The following is a 21784-nucleotide window of genomic DNA, read 5'->3' on the forward strand; positions in this document are numbered from 1 at the left end:
TGTTTTGAAATCTCTTTCAAAACGGCTGTCAATTCAATATGTCTACGAACGTGTCTTATTTTCTTTTTCGCTTGTCTCTCAAAGCGGGTGCAAAAGTAGTGAGTTTATCAGCATTTACAATACTTTTTATCGCTTTTTTTTAAAATATTTTAGCAACTTTTTCTTAACTCTCTGATAATATTAAGTTTGCATCACAATTTTTTATTTTATATTTTAAGATTTTTCCTATTTTTAATATTTTTCAGCAAAAACAATATTTATAAAAACCATATTTCTACACATTTCATAACAAATATTCTGTTTTTAAGAGAGACTTGTTAGCCTTTTGTAATTTGTTTAGGAATGAAATCTGAAACATTTGACATTTTTAATCTCTATTTTTGCAAGCAGTATAAATGATACTATTATAAGCTTGAAAAATCAAAACCAAAATATTCAACAATTTGAACTCCCACCTTCTGCAAGAGCAGGAATTATTATTGTTAATATGGAGGATAAAGAGATAGAGAATCACGACATCTCTAAACCTCATCGGGATGATCATTGTCAATTAATGTTTGCCTTAAACGGAGAGTTTAAATTAAATATTGATTTTGAAATTATAGAATTTACCGGACCTGCCTTACTTTGTATCTTTCCTGAAGAAGTACATCATATTATAACAGTAGAAAATCCGAATGGATGGATGATTAGTTTTGATTCATCGCTGGTTAATAAAGAGCTCCTGCAGCTTTTAGAAAATAAAATCAATAATCCATTTTTATTACGAGAAGAATCTCCCTTTTTTCAACAGCTTAAAATCCTAATGGATTTAATTGAAAAAGTGCAGTCTGAAAATACAAATACCTACATTCAAAAAAGTATTCATTCTTTATTAAATGCACTTTTAAATTTAATTTCAGGGGAACTCGTTTCTAATTCACCTCTTAGTAAATCCAAAGAAAGTCGCAGTATTATCATTAAGGAAGCTTTTATAAAATTAACAAAAGAACATTATAAAACATGGAAACAACCAGCACAGTATGCTTCAGCTCTCTCTATTTCAGCTGCACATTTAAATGATACTGTAAAATCATTAACAGGAAGTCCGGTCTCAGCTCATATTCAAGAGGCATCTATAACAGAAGCCAAAAGACTGCTTTACTTTACAGACAGCAGCGTAAAAGAAATTGCTTATGAGGTTGGTTATGACGAGCCTGTTTATTTTGGAAAACTTTTTAAAAAACTAACCAGCCTTACTCCTCTTGAATTTCGGAAAAAATTCCGTGATTAGGACTATCCTTCCCTTCATTCAAACTACATTAAAGATCATCCTCTAATTAATTTTGCATTGTAATTAATTTATAATGATATGCAAAACGAAATCAATATCCCAATCATACTAGATGCAGTACGAAAAGTGGGAAACGTCTTTTTAAAAGACTATAAGCAAAATGCGATTCCACAATCTATGGATGAGCTTTTAAAAAAATTAGAAGATATTGATACTTTGTGTCTAAGTTCTTTAAAAGAAGATTTAGAGCTGCAGTATCCAAATATCCCTTGGCACATAGGTGACGAGTTTGATACCGATTCACAAAGAAATCCTTCAAGCGATGAAGAGTACTGGCTTTGCGATGCCATGGATGGTGCTATACAATACCTTCATCATATTGCAGGATGGACAATAAATTTGGCGCTCATTCGTCATGGAAAACCTTTATTTTCTGTAATTTTTGATCCATTGGCTAATGAAATGTTTTGGGCAAAAGATGGTGAAGGCGCATTTATGAATGGCAAATTACTCGAACTTAGCAACAAGACAGATCAATCTGTTATGCTTGCTGTTTTTGAATATGGACATCAGGACAAATCAAATAATGATTTAAATAAAAAAATAGGTACTACGGTTACTAATTTGATTCAGAATTTTGGAATTGTTAGAAATTACGGACCACACGGATTGCAATTGGCTTATGTTGGTGCAGGCAGGATTGATTTGTTTGTTCAGGAAGATCTCGACACTTATAACTGGATTGCAGGATTGCTTATTGCCAAAGAAGCTGGTGCCGAAATCCTAACAACAACAGGAACTCCATGGAAATGGGGAAGCGAAAGCGTACTCGTGGCACAAAAAAGTATTACTGAAAAATATCTGCAAATTAAATCAACAAACTAAATGAATATAGCAATTATAGGAGCCGGAGCAGGAATTGGGCTGGAATCTGTTATACTGGCTCTTAAAAAAGGCCACATTGTAACGGCATTATCAACAAATACTGATCAGATTCCAAATCATCCCAATCTTATTAAAATAAATGGCAGCGCAACATCGCTAATAGATTTAAAAAATGCCATAACTGGATCTGATGCGGTACTTATAACCGTTGGGACAAAAAAGAAAAAAGCAACTACGTTATTTTCTGATATTGCTAATACATTGGTTAAGATTACTGATGATTTAAAATTCTCTTCGCCAGTTTTGGTCATTACAGGTTTTGGAGCGGGAGAAAGTAAAAATTATTTGAGCTTTTTTATGCGAACGGTGATTTCGCTATTTCTTAAAGACCAATATATCAATAAAACTATAATGGAAGAAATAATCACCAAAAGTACTATGAAATGGGAAATCATAAGACCTGGAATGCTTACCAACGGAAATGCACAGTCAACTTATAAAGCAATATCAGTACTTCAAAAAGGAATGAAAGTTGGTAAAGTTTCAAGAGCCGATGTTGCTCAATTTTTAATTACCGAAGTAGAAAATCCAGTGAGACTTTATCAATACGTTGCCCTAACAAATTGATTTTACAAAAAGGAGTAACAGCGTTTGTACTGTTACTCCTTTTATACATTTACAATTAGAGTGATTTTTACAAGTTGTTCCTTTTTTACTTAAAAAGCTATTTTATTTCCGGAACTATTATTTGATATTTTCCACTAAGATGCATTAGACTAAAAAGATACATCAGCCCATCATAATACGGATCAAAATAACCATCTTCATAAGGCTCGAGTTTAGCATTCCAGACAGCATGAACAAAATCCATACTTGCTTTATCTTTATTTACCAGAGATGCCGTACCCGCAGTGGCTACTAACCCAATGGAATGTCTTAGTTTTTTTACCGAACCTGCCTGAAGAATAAAATCAGGAGTAGAACCATCCAGATTAAACTGATCTTCATAAGTATCTAATCCTTTTGATCTCAGGAAATTTTGAAATCGCTTCGCATAATCTTCCTGCCATTTTTTATCTTTTCCATACCACGTATAATCCATTGCAATATTCATAGGGACACGCCAGGAATCATAACGGAATCCGGGCGGCATCCAGGGCGTTGGATGTGGTTCTCCGTTAAATTCGGTATAATCTGAATTTAGACCCGTTACAGGATGACAGGCTTTATGTAAAAAATTACGCGAAACAACCGCACATTCTTTATAAAACTGTTCGTGACCGTCTTTAGCATATAATGCCCAGATTTCGTAAAATGCAGGAACATGATAAGAAGGATCTGTCCAATTGTAGCCGCCTCCTTCCGGTACAAAAGAAATCTGCTTGTGTTCTGTATTTATAATATTATAGATATTTCCAGTGCCGTCTTTTTTCCACATGGCATCTAATATTCTTCTGGCTTCTTTGTAGTAATTTATTCCTGTATCATTGCCCCATTTGTTAGAAGCAAAAAGCAGACTGGTTATATAATACAATTCCCCGTCTGAAGCAGAACCGGGAGAATTCTGTTTTTTTGTCTGCGGATTTACACTCCATGCAAAATAAGCTTCTCTTGGTCCATCCTGATGCTGCATGTATTTTACAGACCATCGCCAAAGACGATCAAAAACTTCTTTTTTGTTGAGCTGAACAGCAACCATCATTCCGTATGACATTCCTTCAGTACGGGCATCTTTATTTTTAACATCCGAAACATATCCTAAAGAATCTCCTTCTTCAAAATATACTCTATTTGGCCCTTCAAAAACATCATAATAAGCTTTGGCTAATTTGCTGTCAATTTCAGCCTGGCTGTAACCTGCTGCTGCAAAAAGATTTTGGTACTGAGGTTTATCTGTTTTGTTTTGACTAATGAGAAAAGCAGGAATAATTAAGGTGAAAACGATAATAAAAAATCGGATTTTAACCAAATATTCATTTGTAATAATTTGATATACAGTCATATTATCTAGGTTTATTTGTTAGTCTTTTTATAATAAATTAAATATACGCAAAAACAATAAACACACAACTGGTTGCATAAAAATAATATCAATAAATAAAAGACATAAAAATCAAAATTATATCTTAATTTATTATTCATTAAACAACTGGTTGTGTTTTTAATTAAATCATTTAATAGATTTATTAAAACAAACTCATGCTTCAAATATGTTAATATAGGCTTCAAAAATGATACACTTTTTTCAACTTTCAAGCTATTTTTACATTAAACCTTTCAGGTAAAACAGAGTAAAATGAAGTGTTATTTTTTTGATAGAAATGCGCCTCAAAAATAATTTGCAATTAATATAACAGGCTATAAACCTGTAAAAGCAATCCTTAAATTTTTATGAGTAATACATCCCAAAAGCTTTCTATACTAGAAAAAACAGGTTACGGTTTAGGTGATTTTGCAGCGAATTTGATTTTTCAGACTCTGCTGACTTTTTTAGCTTTCTTTTACACAGATGTTTATAAAATTCCAGCCGGAACAGCAAGCATTATTATCTTTGCCGGAGGTTTTACTGGTGCTTTTTTTAATATCATTATGGGCGTTATTGCTGATCGTACTCAAACGAGATGGGGAAAGTTCAGACCTTGGATATTATGGACGGCTTTGCCTTTTGGAATTGCTGCTGTGCTTTCTTTTTTAACTCCTGATTTTGGAATATCAGGTAAGATAACTTATGCATTGCTGACTTACTTTTTTTTAGTGCTGCTTTATTCCGCAAATAATTTACCGTATGTTGCTTTAAGCGGCGTTTTAACTGGTGATATGAAAGAACGAAATAGTCTTTCCTCCTATCGCTTTGTTGCTGTAATGATAGCTCAATTTATAGTTCAGTCGCTTTTACTTCCTTTTGTTTTGATTTTAGGAAATGGAGATAAAGCAGTTGGTTTTAAAAACACCATGATACTATTTGCTTTTATTGGGATAATTTGTTTTCTGGTTACTTTTTTTACTACTAAAGAAAGAATCATTCCTGCAAAAAATCAGGAATCTTCTGTGAAGCAGGATTTTATTGATTTGTATAAAAACGGACCCTGGCTGGTTATGTTACTGGTCACTATTTTAGTATTTATAACTTTGTCTTTAAAGGGCGGCATGTATGTTTTTTACTTTAAATATTATTTAGATCCTGCTGCTCAGGCTATTTTCTTGAATGATATTGGTTTTACTGCTTTTATTGAAAAAGTAAATAATTCCTTAACAGCAATGGGTTTTGTAGATCTTCAATGGCCAAAAGATGCTCCAACTTCTGCTTTTAGCCTTTTTAATGGCGGAGGGATTATTTTTATGATATTTGGAATCCTGTTTTCAAAATCTCTTGCTGATTCGTTTGGCAAAAGAAATATCTATATCACTTTCATTTTCTTATCTGCTTTGAGTTTACTGCTGTTTAATTTCTACAGCAGAACCGCTATTGCAATGGTTTTTTTAACCCAATTATTACATGGTTTTATTTACGGTGTAACAATTCCTTTATTGTGGGCCATGATTGCTGATGTGGCTGATTACAGCGAATGGAAAAACAATCGAAGAGCTACTGCTACTGTTTTCTCAGCTATGATTTTTGGATTAAAAATTGGCATAAGTATAGGCAGTGCTTTAGGTGCCGCTTTTTTATCTAAGTATGGTTATGTAGCCGAAGAAGTGAATCAGGTTCCGGCTGCTGTTGAAGGTATTAAACTTTCAGTAAGTATTTATCCGGGCTTTATATTTATTATAAGTGCAGTTCTGTTATGCTTTTATGCAATAGATAAAGAAATGGAAATTCAAATTGAAACAGATTTGAAGGTAAGAAGGGTATAGATTGTAGATTGTAGGTTTTTAAACCTGAAACTTTTTTATTTAACGCAAAGCACACAAAGATTTTTCTGCATATAAGATTTTTATAAAAATACAAAGTTCGCAAAGCTGGATCAACACAAAGCTTTGCGAACTTTTTAAATCTAATAGTTTAACACTATAAAAAAGCCTTGCGAACTTTGCGTTAAAATATCCTCAGTTCAACCTGAAACTTGAAACTTAAAACTTAAAACTTTAGACCTGAAATCTAAATTCTAAAATCTAAAATTAACTCTGTCCTTACCAAAAAAATAAACAGTGCATTACAAGTGCACTGTTTATCCAAAATACTAACTTACTTAACTCAAACTAACATAATTTAATCATTTAGTACCCAGGATTATTATCACTTGGTTTTATATTTGGATTAGAAGATGTTTCTCTATTAGGTATTGGCCACAACTCATTTTTACCTGCCTGAAAACCAGTGTTTGCTAATTCTGTGCTGGCATTTCCCCATCTGATGATATCGTCAAAACGGCTTTGCTCTCCTGCAAATTCTACTTTACGTTCATGAACAATTGCAGTGAAAACAGCTTCTTTTGTTGGAGTAATTGTAGTGGTTAAACCTGCACGATCTCTAACTTCTTTTATAAAAGCAATAGCTGCTGTTTGAGAGCCTCCGTCTCTTTGGTTTTCACATTCTGCTTTCATAAGCAATACATCTGCATAACGCATAACTTTAAAGTTAATACTGGATTGTGTAGCTTCATCTTCTTTTTTATAATAGTTCTGATATTTTTTCCAGCCTGCATTTCTAAGACCTGCCGATGTATTAAAGTTTTGTGCTGTCATAGTACGTGTTCCGTTTAAATATTTGGAACCCGGTACATAAAAAGTATCTCCAAAACGTAAATCTCCAGCTTCATAAGAATTTAGCAATGCATCTGGCGGATATACGTTGAACCAGCTTAAATTACCATATTCCTGACCTCTCAACGTTGATTCCGCAAAACCAGTTCCGCCGCTGTTTCCTGCATCATCCCATTTGTTACCAGTTCCGTTGTTTTCATTAAATTCAACTTCAAAAACAGATTCTTTACCGTGCTCCGTTTCTTCCATAAAGTTGTTGTAAAAACTGCCTTTATCTTCAAGGCTGAATCCTGTAACGTTATTAAGGGCTGCTAAAGCCAGATCATATTTCTTTTCGTATAATAATACTTTCCCTAAATAAGCATAAGCCGCTTCTTTAGTCACTCTTCCTACAACTTCTGTACCTCTAGGCAGCAAATTTTGAGAAGCAAATTCTAAATCTGCCCTGATCAAATCAAAAGCTTCTGCTTTAGGGCTTCTTGCTGCACCTGCAATAGTTCCGGTTTTATAAATGGGCACATCCCCAAAACGATTCACTAAAAGAAAATAATAATAGGCTCTTAAAAAATGTGCTTCTCCTAAAAATTTATTCTTTCTTGCTTGTGATAAAACTGAATCTGGTAAATCATTAATTTTACCTTCATTATCTAATACAAAATTTGCTCTGGAAATTCCAAGGAAACAAGATTCCCAGTAATACTGAATAATATCATTTCCTGCATTAAAAGAAAAATCCTGAAAAGGTTTTTTATTACCTTCTAACTGCGGATTTCCTGCTGCATCCTGCGCCATAAGATCCATTGCAAAAGCAAGATTTCGGGCATACAATCCTCTTGTCTGTAAATTTGCATAAGCTGCATTTACAGCAGATTCTACCTGCGCTTCGGTTTTAAAGAAAGTCTCCGGCGATAATGTGTTTGGATTAGTTAATTCTAATTCCGAAGTGTCACATGAACTTATTGCGAAAACTCCCAACAATACTGCAACTATATGTTTTATTTTTTTCATCATCTTATATATTAAAATTTAACATCAAGTCCAAAAATTACTGATTTAGGCTGTGGATACCTTCCTAAGTCGATACCCGCAGAATTTGCATTAGTATCTGCACGTGCAATTTCAGGATCTAACCCAGAATAATTTGTAATCGTAATAAGGTTTTGACCACTTATATAAAATCTTACATTTGAAAAATGGTTGTCAAATGTTTCTCCTGATAAGGTATATCCTAAAGTGATATTTTTTAATCTTGTATAAGAACCATCTTCAATATAACGCTGATTAGCCGAAGACCAGTTGATATCTGCTCCCTGCGCTCTAGGCAAAGTTGCTGATGGATTGGTTACAACACCATTTACAACAATTGCTCTGTCTAAAACTTCTGTACTGGCATTAAACAAACGATTCATCCCTGTTAAGTCAAATTTGTTTGCATTGTAAATATCGTTGCCCTGAACTCCTGTTATGAAACAGTTGAAATCAAATTTTTTGTAGGCTGCTGTAAGGTTTAAACCATAAGTAAAATCAGGATATGGATTTCCAATATTAGTTTTATCATTTGAATTGATGATTTTATTACCATCACGATCCACAATGCGAATATCTCCTGGTTTAATAATAGTTTGACCCGGGCCAAAAACAGCATCTACTTCTGCCTGATTTTGATAGATTCCATTTGTTTCGTAACCATAAAAGTAAAATAACGGCTGACCTACTTCCAGTCTTGAAAAGTTCTCCAGACCAGCTCTTGCTGTTGGACCGCCTAACACACTGGTTACTCCCGGCGCTAAACTTGTTACTTCGTTTTTGCTTGTTCCTAAATTAGCTACGGCAGACCATGTAAAATCTCCTTTTCTGTCATTGTAACCTAATGATATTTCATATCCTGATACCTTCACATCGGCAATATTCTGAATTTGAGTTCCACCGCCTGCAGATCCTACAGAGGCCGCTAACGGAACTGCAAAAAGAATATCACTGCTTTTATTATTAAAATATTCAAAAGATCCCGTGAATTTTTCGTCAAACAAACCAAAATCTAAACCGATGTTTCTATCTTTTTTAGATTCCCATTTCAAGTCAGGATTAGAAGCAACTCCAAGAGAAACACCCGGTGCATTTCCTCCGTTAATTGGATAATTATAATCAGCAAGTAATGTCGCTGCGTATTGATAATTGTCTATTCTGTCGTTTCCTGTTGTTCCTGTACTTGCTCTAAGTTTCAGTGTACTAAAAACAGAATCTGTCATAAAACTTTCTTTGGCTATATTCCATCCCACAGCAAATGAGTAGAAATTACCCCAACGGTTATTCGCTCCAAAACGAGATGAAGCATCTCTACGCCCTGAAACCGCAAGTATATATTTATCATCATAATCGTAATTGATACGGGCGATATATCCAATATTTTTTTCTTCAAAATTTCCTGAACTCAAACTTCCTTCATTATATCTCAGCTGATCAATTTCGTTTGAAATATAGTAACGGCTTCCTGCTGCTAAATTTTGCCCTTTTCCGTCAATTTTAGTGATAACTCCTAATACCTCAATATTATGCTTTGCCGCGATAGTAGTTTTATAAGTTAAACTATTATCAAAAACAATATTTTGACCTTGGGTATTGGTTTCATTAGTTGTTGAAAACGCTTGTTTATGATAAGAACCGTCACTAAAACTAGGAATAAAAGTATGATCCTTGCTTGTAAAATAATCTAATGAAACTTGTGACTTAAATTTCAGTCCTTTATAAATTTCCAGTTCAGCGTAGATGTTTCCTATTATAGATAAATTATTGATTTTTTGATATCCTAAATTGGCTACACGAACAGGATTTTCGGCATCATTACCATCAATTGCGCTAGGGCCTTGATAACCACCTAAATTTGCTCCATTGTAAACCGGTAAATAAGGTGCCATTTTAATAGCATGCTCTAATAATGTTCTTCCTCCTGAGTTACGCTCCGGATTGATTTTACTGAAAGAAATTCCGATATTGCTTCCTACTTTAAGTCTGCCAATATCTTGCGTGTTATTTGCTCTAAATGAATAACGTTCAAAACCAGTATTGATAACGGCTCCTTCCTGTTTCAAATATTCAGCAGAATAACGGGATGTAGAAGTTTCTGTACCATTTGAGAAACTCAAATTATAATCCTGCATTACACCGCTTTGAAAAATCTGATCCTGCCAGTTGGTATTTGTATTGCCAAATTCAGCAGCTCTTGCTGTTAAATCACTTCCTAAATCTTTGGCATACTGCAGGTATTGCTGTGTATTTAAAACATCATATCTTTTTGTAATAGTCTGAAAACCGGCGTAAGTGCTAAAATTCAATTGTCCTGGTCCTTTTTTTCCTTTTTTCGTAGTAACCATAATTACTCCGTTAAAAGCTTTTGAACCGTATAAAGCTGTTGTTGAAGCATCTTTTAAAACAGACATCGATTCAATATCATTAGGGCTCAGTCCAGATAAGTTATTCGTTAAAACTCCGTCAATTACATACAAAGGAGCGCTGTTTCCCATGGTAGCCAAACCACGAATCGTAACCGTAGGATTAGAACCCGGAGCACCATTTACAACAGTTACACCCGCTGCTCTACCTTGTAAAGCGGACTCTGCATTTGTAATAGGCACTGCGGCAATATCTTTTGAACCTACTGTAGAAATTGCTCCGGTTACTTTAGTTCTCTTTTGAGTTCCGTAACCTACTATAACTTCATTTAAGCTTTGTGTGGATAAGGCTAAAGTAACGTCAATCGTATTTCTTGTTCCTACAGTGATTGTTTGTGAAATTAAGCCAACAAACGAAAATGTAATTTTGTCTGTAGGGTTTACACCTTTTAAAGTATACTTTCCGTCAAAATCTGTAGCGGCGCTGTTTTGTGAGCCTTCTACATTAACACCGGCACCCGGAAGAGGAAACCCCGAGGGATCTGTAACTATCCCCTGTATGGTCTTTGACTGTGCCATCATATTATGACTGCTGATTATCAGCAATGTGATTATTGCATATTTCAATTTTAACATCATTTCAATTGGTTTTTTGATTAGTTTAAATAGTTATTTGGTTGTAAAGTTTTAGTTATCGTAATCTTTATTTTAAAATTTAAAAGTGGTTTTTATGTCTATTAAATTTTAATGCAAATAAGGATTCAATAAATGATTTGGTTTTCATTTCATACTGTAATTTTTAAAAAGGTTAATACTTGTTTTCCTGGGTTATTTAATTTTTCTTACATCCAAAAATATAAGCTTAACCTAAATTTTGTCTATTAAAAATGATGCAAAAACTATCAATTTTGTAGCATGAAAACTACAGAAATAGCCATATTGACGGTTTTTAAGTGATTTATCGAAAAAAACAGAAATAGGATTTTAATAATAATGTTATTCCTTTTTTAAGCATGAAATAAAAAAAGGCTTCAATTACAATTATTCAATAATTACTTAAAAAAGGTTTTAAGTGTTAATTACTTTTATTTTAAATATTTAGGAACAAAAAAAGACGGTATAAACCGTCTTTAAGTGGAATTCAAAATGAATAAGCTATTTGCTGTGTGTAGGCAGCTGACCGTATTTTTCTTTATAACATTTTGTAAAATAAGAAGGAGAACTAAAACCTGTTTTAATACTAATTTCAGTTATATTGTCATTGCCCAGCTCTATTAATTCTTTGGCTTTTTCTAAACGAACATTTCGTATAAATTCATTGACCGAAACACCAGTTAAGGTTTTAATTTTTCGATACAGCTGGCTTCTGCTTAAAAATACCTTTGATGCCAAAACCTCAACGCTCAACTCATATTCATTGATATTTTCATTAATATAATTGAGGACATTTTTTATGAATTCATTATCTAATGTGGTCGTTTTTTCTTTTGCCTTTGGAGTAATGCCATTATAGAATTTATTAAACATAATCTGCCTGCTTTTAAGCAGCTGTACTAAACTGGATCGTAAAATATCCATATCAAATGGTTTGCTCAGATACATATCGGCACCGGAATCTATTCCTTCTAATTTATCTTTGACCAGCGCTTTTGCGGACAGCATCATTAACGGAATATGGCTGGTTTTTAAATCTGCTTTAATGTTTTTGCATAACTCTAAACCATTCATAACTGGCATAATTACATCGGTCAAAATCAAATCAGGCTGCTTTTGCAAAGCTGTTTCTAAACCAATCTGACCATTTTCTGCCGTGATTACTTTATACTCTTTCTTGAGCTCATTTTTTAAATAATTCCGTAATTCTACATTATCTTCAACAATCAAAATGGTATAAACACGGTCTTTTTGTTCCTGATCATCTGGTGATTGAACGGTTTCTTTTTCGATGGCTGGTGTGAAACTTATTTTTTTCTCCTTTTTAAATTCTTCCTGCAGTATTTCATTTTCATTGAAGAAATCTTTTCCAATCGGGAATATTAATTTAAAAGTGGTTCCGGCTCCCAATGCACTTTCTACTTCAATAACTCCTTTGTGCAGTTCTACAAATCCGCGAACTACTTCCAAACCTATTCCCGTGCTTCCGTAATAGGCTTTATTTAAATTATTTACCTGATAAAAACGGTCAAAAATTCGCTTAATGTCTTTTTTATCTAATCCCGCACCGGTATCTTCAACAATAACCGAAAAAGAAGGATTACTGTAGGCAGGTTTTAGTGATGGAAAATAAATTAATTCTTCGTTGACTACTACTTTTACTGTTATTTTTCCGTTATCCGGAGTAACCTTAAAAGCGTTTGAAATCACATTAAAAATAATTTTCTCGAACATTTTAGGATCAACCCAATCGTTTAATGTTTTTTTATCTGATTGAAATTGCAGCTGGATTCCGCGGCTTTGCGCTTCTTCATCAAAATAGCTTACAATTTCTTTTGTAAAACCCACTACCTCTAATTGCTGTACTTTCAATGGCATTTTATTAAACTGAAGCTGATTAAAATCCATCAGCTCGTTGATTAATCTGGAAAGTCTGTCAGAACTTTTTTGAATCGTCTGCAGTTTATTCAAAACACCGCCCGAAAGTTCCTGCGTATTGTTCTTGAGTATATCTGCTAAAGGATTTAAAATTAAAGTAAGCGGTGTTCTAAATTCATGCGAAATATTGGTAAAGAACTGTAATTTTTTATCATTTAATTTTTCAATCTGAGCTGCTTTTTTCTGTTCAAATTGTATCAATTGTTTTTGTTTGAACCTGTTTTGATAATATTGATTTCCGAAATAAATTGCCGCCAGTACTAACAGCGAATAAAAGAGATAAGCAAATGATGTTTTCCACCAGGGCGGTAAAATTTCAATTTTTAATTCTAATGGTTTCTGGCTCCAGGCTCCGTTCTTTTCAGATGCCTTCACCTTAAAAACGTACTTTCCCGGAGCTAAGTTTGTATAAGTTGCAGAACTTTTACTGCCCACATAATTCCACGAATCTTCAAAACCTTCTAAATAATAAGCAAATTCATTTCTGGCAGGAAACGAATAATTAATCCCAATAAAGTCAATTGTAAAAACGGACTGATCATGTTTAAGAATTATCTTTTTTGTTTCTGATATTACTTTTATTAACGGTGAATTTTTTTCAAGCGGTCCTACTGATTTATTGAAAAGTTTCAAATCTGTAAAATAAATGGGAAGCTGCTTTTTGCTTTTGACCAAATTTTCAGGATTAAAATAGTTCAAACCTTCGTAGCCTCCAAAATACAGAATTCCGTTTTCATCTTTTAGAACCGAATTATTATTGAAATCATTTCCAAATAAACCGTCATAAGTAGAATAATTGACTGTTGTTTTGTTTTTTAAATCCAGTCTGCTGATTCCTTTTTTTCCGCTTAACCAGATTCGCCCGTCATTCGATTCTATAATGGAGGAAATTGATTTTTCATGAAGTCCATTGAAATTTATATACCATTTTAAAGCATCGGTTTTTTTATTGTAGCTAAATAATCCTGCGCCGTCTGTACCAATCCAAATTTCTTTATTTTTTGCCTGATATAAAGTATTAATAGTGTGTATGCTTTTATGATTTTTAAGCTTTTCTGACATTTTATCGCGCAGGGAAGTCACAGAGAAAGAAACAAAATCCTTTGTACTGACTTTATACAAACCGGTTGTTGAACCAACCCAAACAGCATCATCTGAATCTACCATTACTTTCCTAATGTCTAAATTCACCATCCCGTTGGCATAAAATGGTTTCTGATTGCAATGATGAAAACGACCGTCTGATGGAGTATAATAGTGTAGCCCTTTTGCAAAAGTTCCAATCCATATTACGCCTCCCGAATCTTCGGTAATACTCATAATATTGTCTGAGGCAAGATCAGGAGTATTTTTGGTGTTGTAATTAATAAAGTTTCGGCTTCCTTTCTTCAAAAAAAAGATTCCCTCATTCCAGCTCGCCAGCCAGACATTTTGTTTTTTATCTATAAAAACTTTAGTAATGTTATTATTCGTTAATCCCGAATAAAATTGAGTGTCTGATTTGGTAATATGTTTAAAATTATTGGTTTCCGGATTGTAAACATCGACGCCTCCGCCTTCCATAGAAATCCACAACTGGCCTTCATGATCTTTGGCAATTCCGGTAACACAATTGGTTTGGAGTGACTGCGGATTTCCGGCTAAACTTTCAATTCCTTTAACCTTATTGTTTATCCTGTCAAAAACACCTAAACCTTTATTATAATATCCCAGCCATATTCTTTTTTCTTTGTCTACATATAACGACCAGACAGAATTAGAACCTAAACTGCGATTATTGAATTTACTGTTTTCATATTTTTTTTGAACAACACCTTGTTCGTTTACAACAATTAAACCGTCATTTTCTGTTGCGCAAAGAATAGTTTTGTCATCAGCTCCCACAATCGACATAATTCTTTTTCTGGTAATAGGAAAAGTAACAGCCTGTTTTTCTTTAGAATACAAACTGGCTTTAACCAGACCTTTGTATCCGTTACCAATCCATAAGTTTTGTTTACTGTCAAAAAACATAGATATAATGGTCCCTGACAGCAATTCATTATTTTGGGTAATTTTTACCTTTTTTACTTCATTTTTTAGTGGGTCAACTACTTTTAAACCCGAATTAGTTCCTAAATAAATCGTTCCATTTTTATCCTTTACTAAACAATGAATCAAATAATTTACAGCATTTGGAGTATCGAGTTTAAGGCTTGTAATTTTCCTTGACTTCACATTTAGTTTCAGCAGACCATTATTAAATGTTCCTAAAAAGATATTGCCGTTATTGTCTTCAATAATGCTTCTTACCGAAATTACAGTTTCTTTTTGACTTGGTTTCCGAAGATCAATATTTTCAAAAGTATCCAAATTCCGATTGTAAAGACACAATCCTTCATCGGTTCCTGCCCACAAACGGTTTTGCGTATCTACATAAACCGTATAAATTAAATTGCTGTTAATCGAATTGCTGCGTTTTGAGTCTTGCTCGTAACCCACATAATTTATTCCGTCATATTTATATAAACCTGCGCCATTTGTTCCCATCCACATAACACCAAACTGATCTTGCGCAATGGTATAAATGCCGCTTTTTGAAGTCTCATTATCTACCAGACGAAATTGATAGTTTTCAAATGTATTTTGAGAAAACAAGCTATTGATTATAAAAAATAAAATAGCAATGGCTCTAAAACATTTTTTTGAAGACATTATAAAATGATTATTAAATTAAAGTTCAATTTTATATTGTTTTATAAAACACAATATTGGGATTGTTATGTTTAGATAAAGAAATTCAAAATGCACTATTTAGTTTATTGAATAGTTAATTTTGTCATTTTTAAATCTTTAGCATCAGAACTGTTACCATAATACACTTCGTATTCTCCTGAACTAATATTCATTGCTCTGGTTTTGGCATCATAAAATTCAAATGAAGACGAGGGTAAATTGATTGTTACATTTTGTTTTTCGCCTGCTTTTAGCTCCATTCGTTTAAATGCTTTTAATGTTTTTAACGGGCCGTCTGCGTCATTTAATTTTCGAATATAAACCTGAACAATCTCTGTTCCGTCGCGTTTGCTGGTGTTTTTTATTGAAAATTTTATCTGCGTATCTTCATTAGATTTTATCTTGTTTTTGCTTAAATTTCCTGCTTCAATATCGAATTTAGAATAGCTTAAGCCAAAACCAAATGGGAACAAAACATCTGTTGTATAACGATACGTTCTTCCTTTAAGTGAATAATCTTCGAAGTCACCTAATTTATCTGAATTTTTATAAAACGAAACGGGCAGTTTTCCCGCTGGGTTATAATCTCCAAAAAGAACATCGGCTACAGCCTGACCTCCAGATTCTCCCGGATACCAAGCCTGCAAAATAGCGTCGCAGCTTTCTGTTTCCGGCGTTAAAGCAATCGCAGATCCTGAACAGTTTACAAAAATTACTTTTTTGCCAGCTGCTTTAAGTTCCTTTAAACATTTTCTCTGTACCGCAGGAAGTTCGATATTGGTTCGGTCGCCGCCTTTAAAACCCGGAAAGGAAACTGGCATTTCTTCTCCTTCAAGTAAAGTCGAAAGTCCGCCTGCAAAAATTACGGTATCAATGCCTTTTAGTTTTTGAATTAAACCTTTGAAATCAATATCAAATTCTTTTCCAAAATCAAATTCTAAATTCGCCTGCCAATCGTTTGACTGAGCAAAAAGAATTTCGATTTTATATTTTTTTCCGGCTTCAACTGCAAACGGAATTTTGCCCGGAACAGTTCGCCAATTGGTATACTTTGCTATCGATTTTCCATCTACAAATAATTCAAAAGCTCCTGTTGCTCCAGTTTTAAAAACAAGATTTTCAGTTTCTTTCGCCGTAAATTCGGTTTCATATTTTGCCGAAAATCCTTCGAGTTTAACTCCCGAAGCAAATTCATGCTGACCTGCTGTGGTCATTTTTATAGGATTTAAAACTTGCTGCGAAACAACGCTATTTCCTTCTCTATTAGGATTGTTCCAATAAGTGGCTTTCATTCCTTTTTTTCCTTCAAAAGAAAATTGATCAAAATAAGTATCTGTGACTTTATCTTCGACTAAATCACAAGATTTATCGTATAGGACTTTATTTGCATCAAGTTTTGTTTCGATTCCTTTTTTAATGGTAATGGTTTTATTAGGTGTTCCGTTATAATTTCCCCATAACATAGGTTCATTATCTGCATTTGGCCCAATAACGGCCACTTTATTGATGGCTTTATTTAAAGGAAGAATATTATTTTTATTTTGTAAAAGCGTCATTGATTTTTGCGCCATTTCCAATGCTAACTGCTGATGTTCTTTGCTATTAAGTACCGTTGCCGGAATTTTAGTCCAGGGCACAATCGAGTCATCGTCCATTTCGCCCAAATCAAAACGACCGATCAAAACACGAAGCAGACTTTTATTGATTTCTTCTTCTTTAATTAAATCTTTGTCAACGGCTTCGGATAATTTTTTAAAAGAGTATTTATCCCAAACACATTCAACATCTGTTCCTGCCAATACAGCTTTTGATGCGGCATGCACATCATCTGATGAAACTTTATGGGTGGTATAAAAATCAGTAACCGCGCCGCAATCTGAAACTACCAAATATTGAAATCCCCAATCGTCGCGAAGAATTTGCTGTAAAAGTCTTGTATTACTGCAGCAAGGTTCGTCGTCTAAACGCTGATAGGCACACATTACTTGTCGAACATCTGCTTCCTGAACCAAAGCTTTAAACGCCGGAAGATAGGTTTCGTATAATTCGCGCGGATCTACATTATTCAAATTCAATTCATGTCTGCTCCATTCAGGGCCGGAATGAACGGCAAAATGTTTGGCACAAGCCAAAAGCTTTCGGTATTTTGCATCAGCTGGTCCCTGAAGTCCTTTTACAACCGAAACTCCCATTCGCGAAGTAAGATAAGGATCTTCGCCATACGTTTCCTGTCCGCGTCCCCAGCGTGGGTCCCTAAAAATATTGACATTGGGTGTCCAGACTGAAAGACTTAAAAAGCGTTTGTTTTCATTTCCGTTTTGAATCCACTGATTGTATTTCGCACGGGCTTCATCTGAAACGGCATCAAATACACGAAAAACCAATTGATCGTCAAACGAAGCCGCCATACCTATAGGTTCAGGAAAAACAGTAACATTGTCGTTATTAGCATAGCCGTGCAAAGCTTCGCTCCACCAGTTAAACTTTTTGATTCCTAATCTGGGGATAGCATCACTTTGATCGCACATTAATGCTGCTTTTTCTTCGAGCGTTAATCTGGAAATTAAATCTTCTGCACGCTTTTTAGAACTAAGCGACGGATCTTTATAAGGATATTGCTGTGCATTTAAATTGAAAAAACATAGCAAACTTAAAAGATATAGATAATTATTTTTCATGTTTTTTGATTAAAGATTTGGAGCTTTCGTATTGCTTTAAAACTGTATTACGGATTAGTCTGAGCCGGATTCCCTAAAATTGTATAGTCCGCAAATTTTGACTGATCGACTGGCTTAAATAAAAACTGCGAAAACATATATAATCCATTTTTCCATACTTTAAAATCATGTACTCCCGGTTCGATGTAGTAAATATGAGGCACATTATTTTTTGATAAATAATCGTGTGTGCGGATACTGTTTTCTATAAGCCAGTCTTTATCACCGCATGAAATCCAAAGCAGTTTAAGTTTCTTTTTTGCTTCTTCGGGATTTGGCAGTAAATCTTGCGGCAACTTCGTATTTGGCGCTGCCGAAAATGCTCCTACCCACGCAAACTTATCTAAATTTCCTAATCCGAAATTCAAAGATTGTCCGCCTCCCATAGATAAACCAGCGATTGCACGATGTTCTCTATCTTTTAAAACCGGATATTTTTTTTCAATAAATGGAATTAAATCATTTAAAAGATCCTGTTCAAAAACGCTGAAAGCTTTTACCTTTTCCGGATCCATTATATTTCCTGTAGCGCTGTCATCTTTCATTGCCCTTCCATTTGGCATCACGACAATCATAGGTTCAATTTTTCCTTCGGCGTAAAGATTATCTAATATAACCTGCGGATTTCCTCCATGCAGCCATTCTTTTTCATCGCCTCCTATTCCGTGTAAAAGATATAAAACAGGATATTTTTTCTTTTTACTGAATCCAGGCGGCGTATAAACAGTCGCTTTTCTAACGGAACCTACCGTTTTAGATTCATAAGTTACGGTCTCTATTTTTCCTTCTTTTGCATTTGGATCAGCCACATCAAATCCAAGCGGAGCCTGAACTATAAAAGGTTCTTTTCCATTGGATAATCCATAACCGGATAACGATAACATTTTTTCGGCATAACGTCTGCCTAATTCTCTGTAACCATCTGCATTAAAATGCAGAAAATCAGGTTCAGCCTTACATCCTTTTGAAGAAATAACATAGGAGTTTGGTATAACCTGAGGCAGTTTTGCAATTATCGTATTCATACTGCCGCATTTACCGTTCTGATCTTCATTTACAGTTTCTCCAGAAAGTAACGGTACTTTTTTAGGATCCAGATTCAGGTCTTTTATTAAATTATCATATACAATTTTTACTTTTTTAGGCCAAAGCGTATCGCCTGTATTCGATTCTCCCTGATGCAATAAAATTCCTTTTATGACTCCTTTTTGCTGCGCAATTTTTGCCATTGCTACTAATCTTGCATATGGATTTCCGTCGTATTCTTTTACAATGTTTTTTAGCCAGTCCGGAGAACCTGCGACATACGTTTCAAAATTATCTTTATCAAAAAGTTCTATTTTACAGCCTCCAACAGCAACATTTAAAACACCTACTTTTATTTTCTCCGGAAGATTGGATATCATCGTTCTTCCAAAATAATCTATCGGAGTAAGCCCCGTTGTACATCTGCACAAAGGCGGAACTGCTGTATACCATTTTCCCATTTCACGTCCCATTTCAGGACAGTTGACTGTGGCTAAAACCTGAAAACGCGGATTTACATTCACTTTATCTTGCGGTTCAATTTTAGCGTAACCTTCCATATTGGATTGTCCTAAACTCAAATAAATATGAAAATCTGAATCTTGTGCATATCCATTTTGTACTATAAAAAAAAGAATTACGAATTTTAAAAACCTGTTTATTGATTTCATTATTTACAAATTTGTTTTTGGTTTGAAGATTTAAAAAATGAACAACTATTGTGGATGCGCATCATTTGCAGCCGTAGCATATAAACCGATCAATGCTCCGGTAAAACCTCCTGCGACATTGGTTGAAAGAATATCTCCGGAAACTGCTCCGCCTAAGTTTTCAAAATCAACACCATTAAGGGCATAACTAAATTCATAGCTGTCTCCTTTTGCTTTAACCTGAAGATGTAATGAATTTGTTATTTTGATTTTAGAGCTTGCTACAATTTTTGACTTTCCTTTTTCTGTTCTTTCTAATAAAATAAAAGTATCATTTCCTTTTTTTGTGATTCCAAATACATAATTAGAACGCTCATTCTGAAGACAGACAATACCCGCCAAATCCTTTTCTGACTGTGGTTTGTAATCAATAGTGGCAGTAAATGAAAATGTATTATGCTGCTGTCTGTAAAAAAGTGTAGAGGTTGGTTTAATTTCTTTTATGTTTACTTCAAAAGGTGTTATTTCTAAGCCTTTTTTACTTACTGAAATAAAGTTTTCGCGCGGGCCTCTTAAACCAATCCATCTGTAATCTAATTTTTTTGAGGTGAAATTTTCGGTAAACGTGAAATTACCGTTCGGAAAAAAACCATCTTTTCCAGTTTTATTGGTAACTCCCTCAGGCATTTTTAATTTGGGCTGCATTGGAATTAATCCGTTTTCAAAAACAGGAAAATCACCAGACCAGTCTACAGGAAGTATAAAAGTTTCTCTTCCGGTGTTTACCCTGTTTTGATTATTTGGGCGAATGCCTAAAAAAACACCGTAATATTTATTATTTGGTCCCTGAATTACATCTGCGTGACCCGTCCAGTCTACTTTGTTGGTTCTGTCATTTGGAAAATAACGCTGCTTAAGTATCGGATTATTTGATGAAGGTTTAAAAGGCCCTTTAGGATTATCACTTATAAAAATAACTTCGCTGTGATTATCTCCTGTTCCGCCTTCAGCACACATTAAATAATATTTTCCATTTTTTTTAAATAAATGCGGCGCTTCAATCCAGATTGGTTTTTTAGAAAGATCAACGCCGCCGTCTACAATAATTTTATCGGTTCCGGGAATTACTTTGTCTGTATTGAGATCATATTCCCAAACTTTTATAACACGATGTCCTTCGTACAATTCTTTTCCTTTATCGGGTGCATCATTGTGAACAATATAACCTTTGCCGTTTTCATCAAAAAATATGGAAGGATCAATGCCGCCAAAGTCTAATTTTACAGGACTTCCCCAGCCTTTCATAGGATCTTTTGTTTTCACAATAATATTTCCCAGTCCACCGGAAAATGCGGTCACAATCATATAAAAGGTATCATTATGCGGATTGTATGTAATTCCGGGAGCATAAACGCCTTCGCTAATTCCGGTATTATGCGGATTAAATTCTGAAACATTATTTAAAACACCGCCCAAATCTGTCCAGTTTACTAAATCTTTAGAATGAAAAATGGGCACACCGGGAAACATGGCAAATGAAGAACAGACCATATAATAATCATCGCCTTTTTTTGTAATGGCAGGATCAGGATAACAGCCTTGCAAAATTGGCGTATAAAATTCATCTGCTTTTAATGGATTGTCGTTATAAACCTGATCGTCGCCTATATAACTGACATTAGAAAAAACAGCGGTTTTTTTAGGCTGTGTTTTTTTCGGATTCGCGTTTTGAGCCGTCCCTTCAAAAAAACACAAACTTAGTACTGCTGTCAAAAAAAAGATATTCCTTTTAATCATTTTGTATACTCTTTATTTATTAGAAAATTAAAAGCC

11 protein-coding genes are annotated in these 21784 nt (G+C 34.2%); 4 read left to right on the top strand and 7 right to left on the bottom strand.

Translation table 11 applies throughout. The features are described from left to right. Positions 1–358 precede the first annotated feature (358 nt). The 3 genes from J2Y38_RS00005 (at position 359) to J2Y38_RS00015 (ending at position 2785) form a co-directional block, all read left to right on the top strand. Positions 359–1273, top strand: a complete 915-nt coding sequence (locus J2Y38_RS00005; RefSeq protein ID WP_309838353.1) for a helix-turn-helix transcriptional regulator — start codon at positions 359–361, stop codon at positions 1271–1273. Positions 1274–1351: 78 nt separating this feature from the next. Next, positions 1352–2158: an inositol monophosphatase family protein gene (locus J2Y38_RS00010; RefSeq protein ID WP_309838355.1), complete on the top strand. Its 807-nt coding sequence runs from the start codon at positions 1352–1354 to the stop codon at positions 2156–2158. Then, the gene (locus tag J2Y38_RS00015) at positions 2159–2785 is read left to right on the top strand and encodes an SDR family oxidoreductase (RefSeq protein ID WP_309838357.1); all 627 of its coding nucleotides are present in this window, start codon (positions 2159–2161) and stop codon (positions 2783–2785) included. Positions 2786–2882: 97 nt separating this feature from the next. Here the strand turns inward: J2Y38_RS00015 and J2Y38_RS00020 are convergent, their stop codons facing one another. Beyond that, positions 2883–4160, bottom strand: a complete 1278-nt coding sequence (locus J2Y38_RS00020; protein WP_309838359.1) for a glycosyl hydrolase family 8 — start codon at positions 4158–4160, stop codon at positions 2883–2885. Between the two features lie 389 nt (positions 4161–4549). Between J2Y38_RS00020 and J2Y38_RS00025 the strand changes: the two genes are divergently transcribed. After that, on the top strand, positions 4550–6013 hold the full coding sequence (locus J2Y38_RS00025) for an MFS transporter (RefSeq protein WP_309838361.1): 1464 nt from the start codon (positions 4550–4552) through the stop codon (positions 6011–6013). A 363-nt stretch (positions 6014–6376) separates the two neighbouring features. Here the strand turns inward: J2Y38_RS00025 and J2Y38_RS00030 are convergent, their stop codons facing one another. From J2Y38_RS00030 to J2Y38_RS00055, 6 genes are all read right to left on the bottom strand, one after another. After that, complete coding sequence (locus tag J2Y38_RS00030) at positions 6377–7873, bottom strand: RagB/SusD family nutrient uptake outer membrane protein (protein WP_309838363.1); 1497 nt, start codon at positions 7871–7873, stop codon at positions 6377–6379. An 8-nt stretch (positions 7874–7881) separates the two neighbouring features. Then, positions 7882–10890, bottom strand: coding sequence for a TonB-dependent receptor (locus J2Y38_RS00035; RefSeq protein WP_309838365.1), 3009 nt, complete (start codon positions 10888–10890; stop codon positions 7882–7884). 516 nt (positions 10891–11406) lie between these two features. Beyond that, a complete protein-coding gene (locus J2Y38_RS00040; protein WP_309838367.1) occupies positions 11407–15537 on the bottom strand; it encodes a two-component regulator propeller domain-containing protein in 4131 nt (1376 codons plus the stop codon). A 104-nt stretch (positions 15538–15641) separates the two neighbouring features. Further along, positions 15642–18236 carry a xylan 1,4-beta-xylosidase gene (xyl3A, locus tag J2Y38_RS00045; RefSeq protein ID WP_309838369.1) on the bottom strand — a complete coding sequence of 865 codons (2595 nt, stop codon included), beginning with the start codon at positions 18234–18236 and terminating at the stop codon, positions 15642–15644. A 47-nt stretch (positions 18237–18283) separates the two neighbouring features. Then, entirely contained in the window at positions 18284–19972 is a 1689-nt protein-coding gene (locus J2Y38_RS00050) for a sialate O-acetylesterase (RefSeq protein WP_309838371.1), read from the bottom strand. 45 nt (positions 19973–20017) lie between these two features. Continuing rightward, positions 20018–21748: a glycoside hydrolase family 43 protein gene (locus J2Y38_RS00055; protein WP_309838373.1), complete on the bottom strand. Its 1731-nt coding sequence runs from the start codon at positions 21746–21748 to the stop codon at positions 20018–20020. Positions 21749–21784: the final 36 nt, after the last annotated feature.

Origin of the sequence: Flavobacterium sp. 2755 (assembly GCF_031455715.1) — a bacterium.
In the GTDB taxonomy this organism is placed as follows: domain Bacteria; phylum Bacteroidota; class Bacteroidia; order Flavobacteriales; family Flavobacteriaceae; genus Flavobacterium.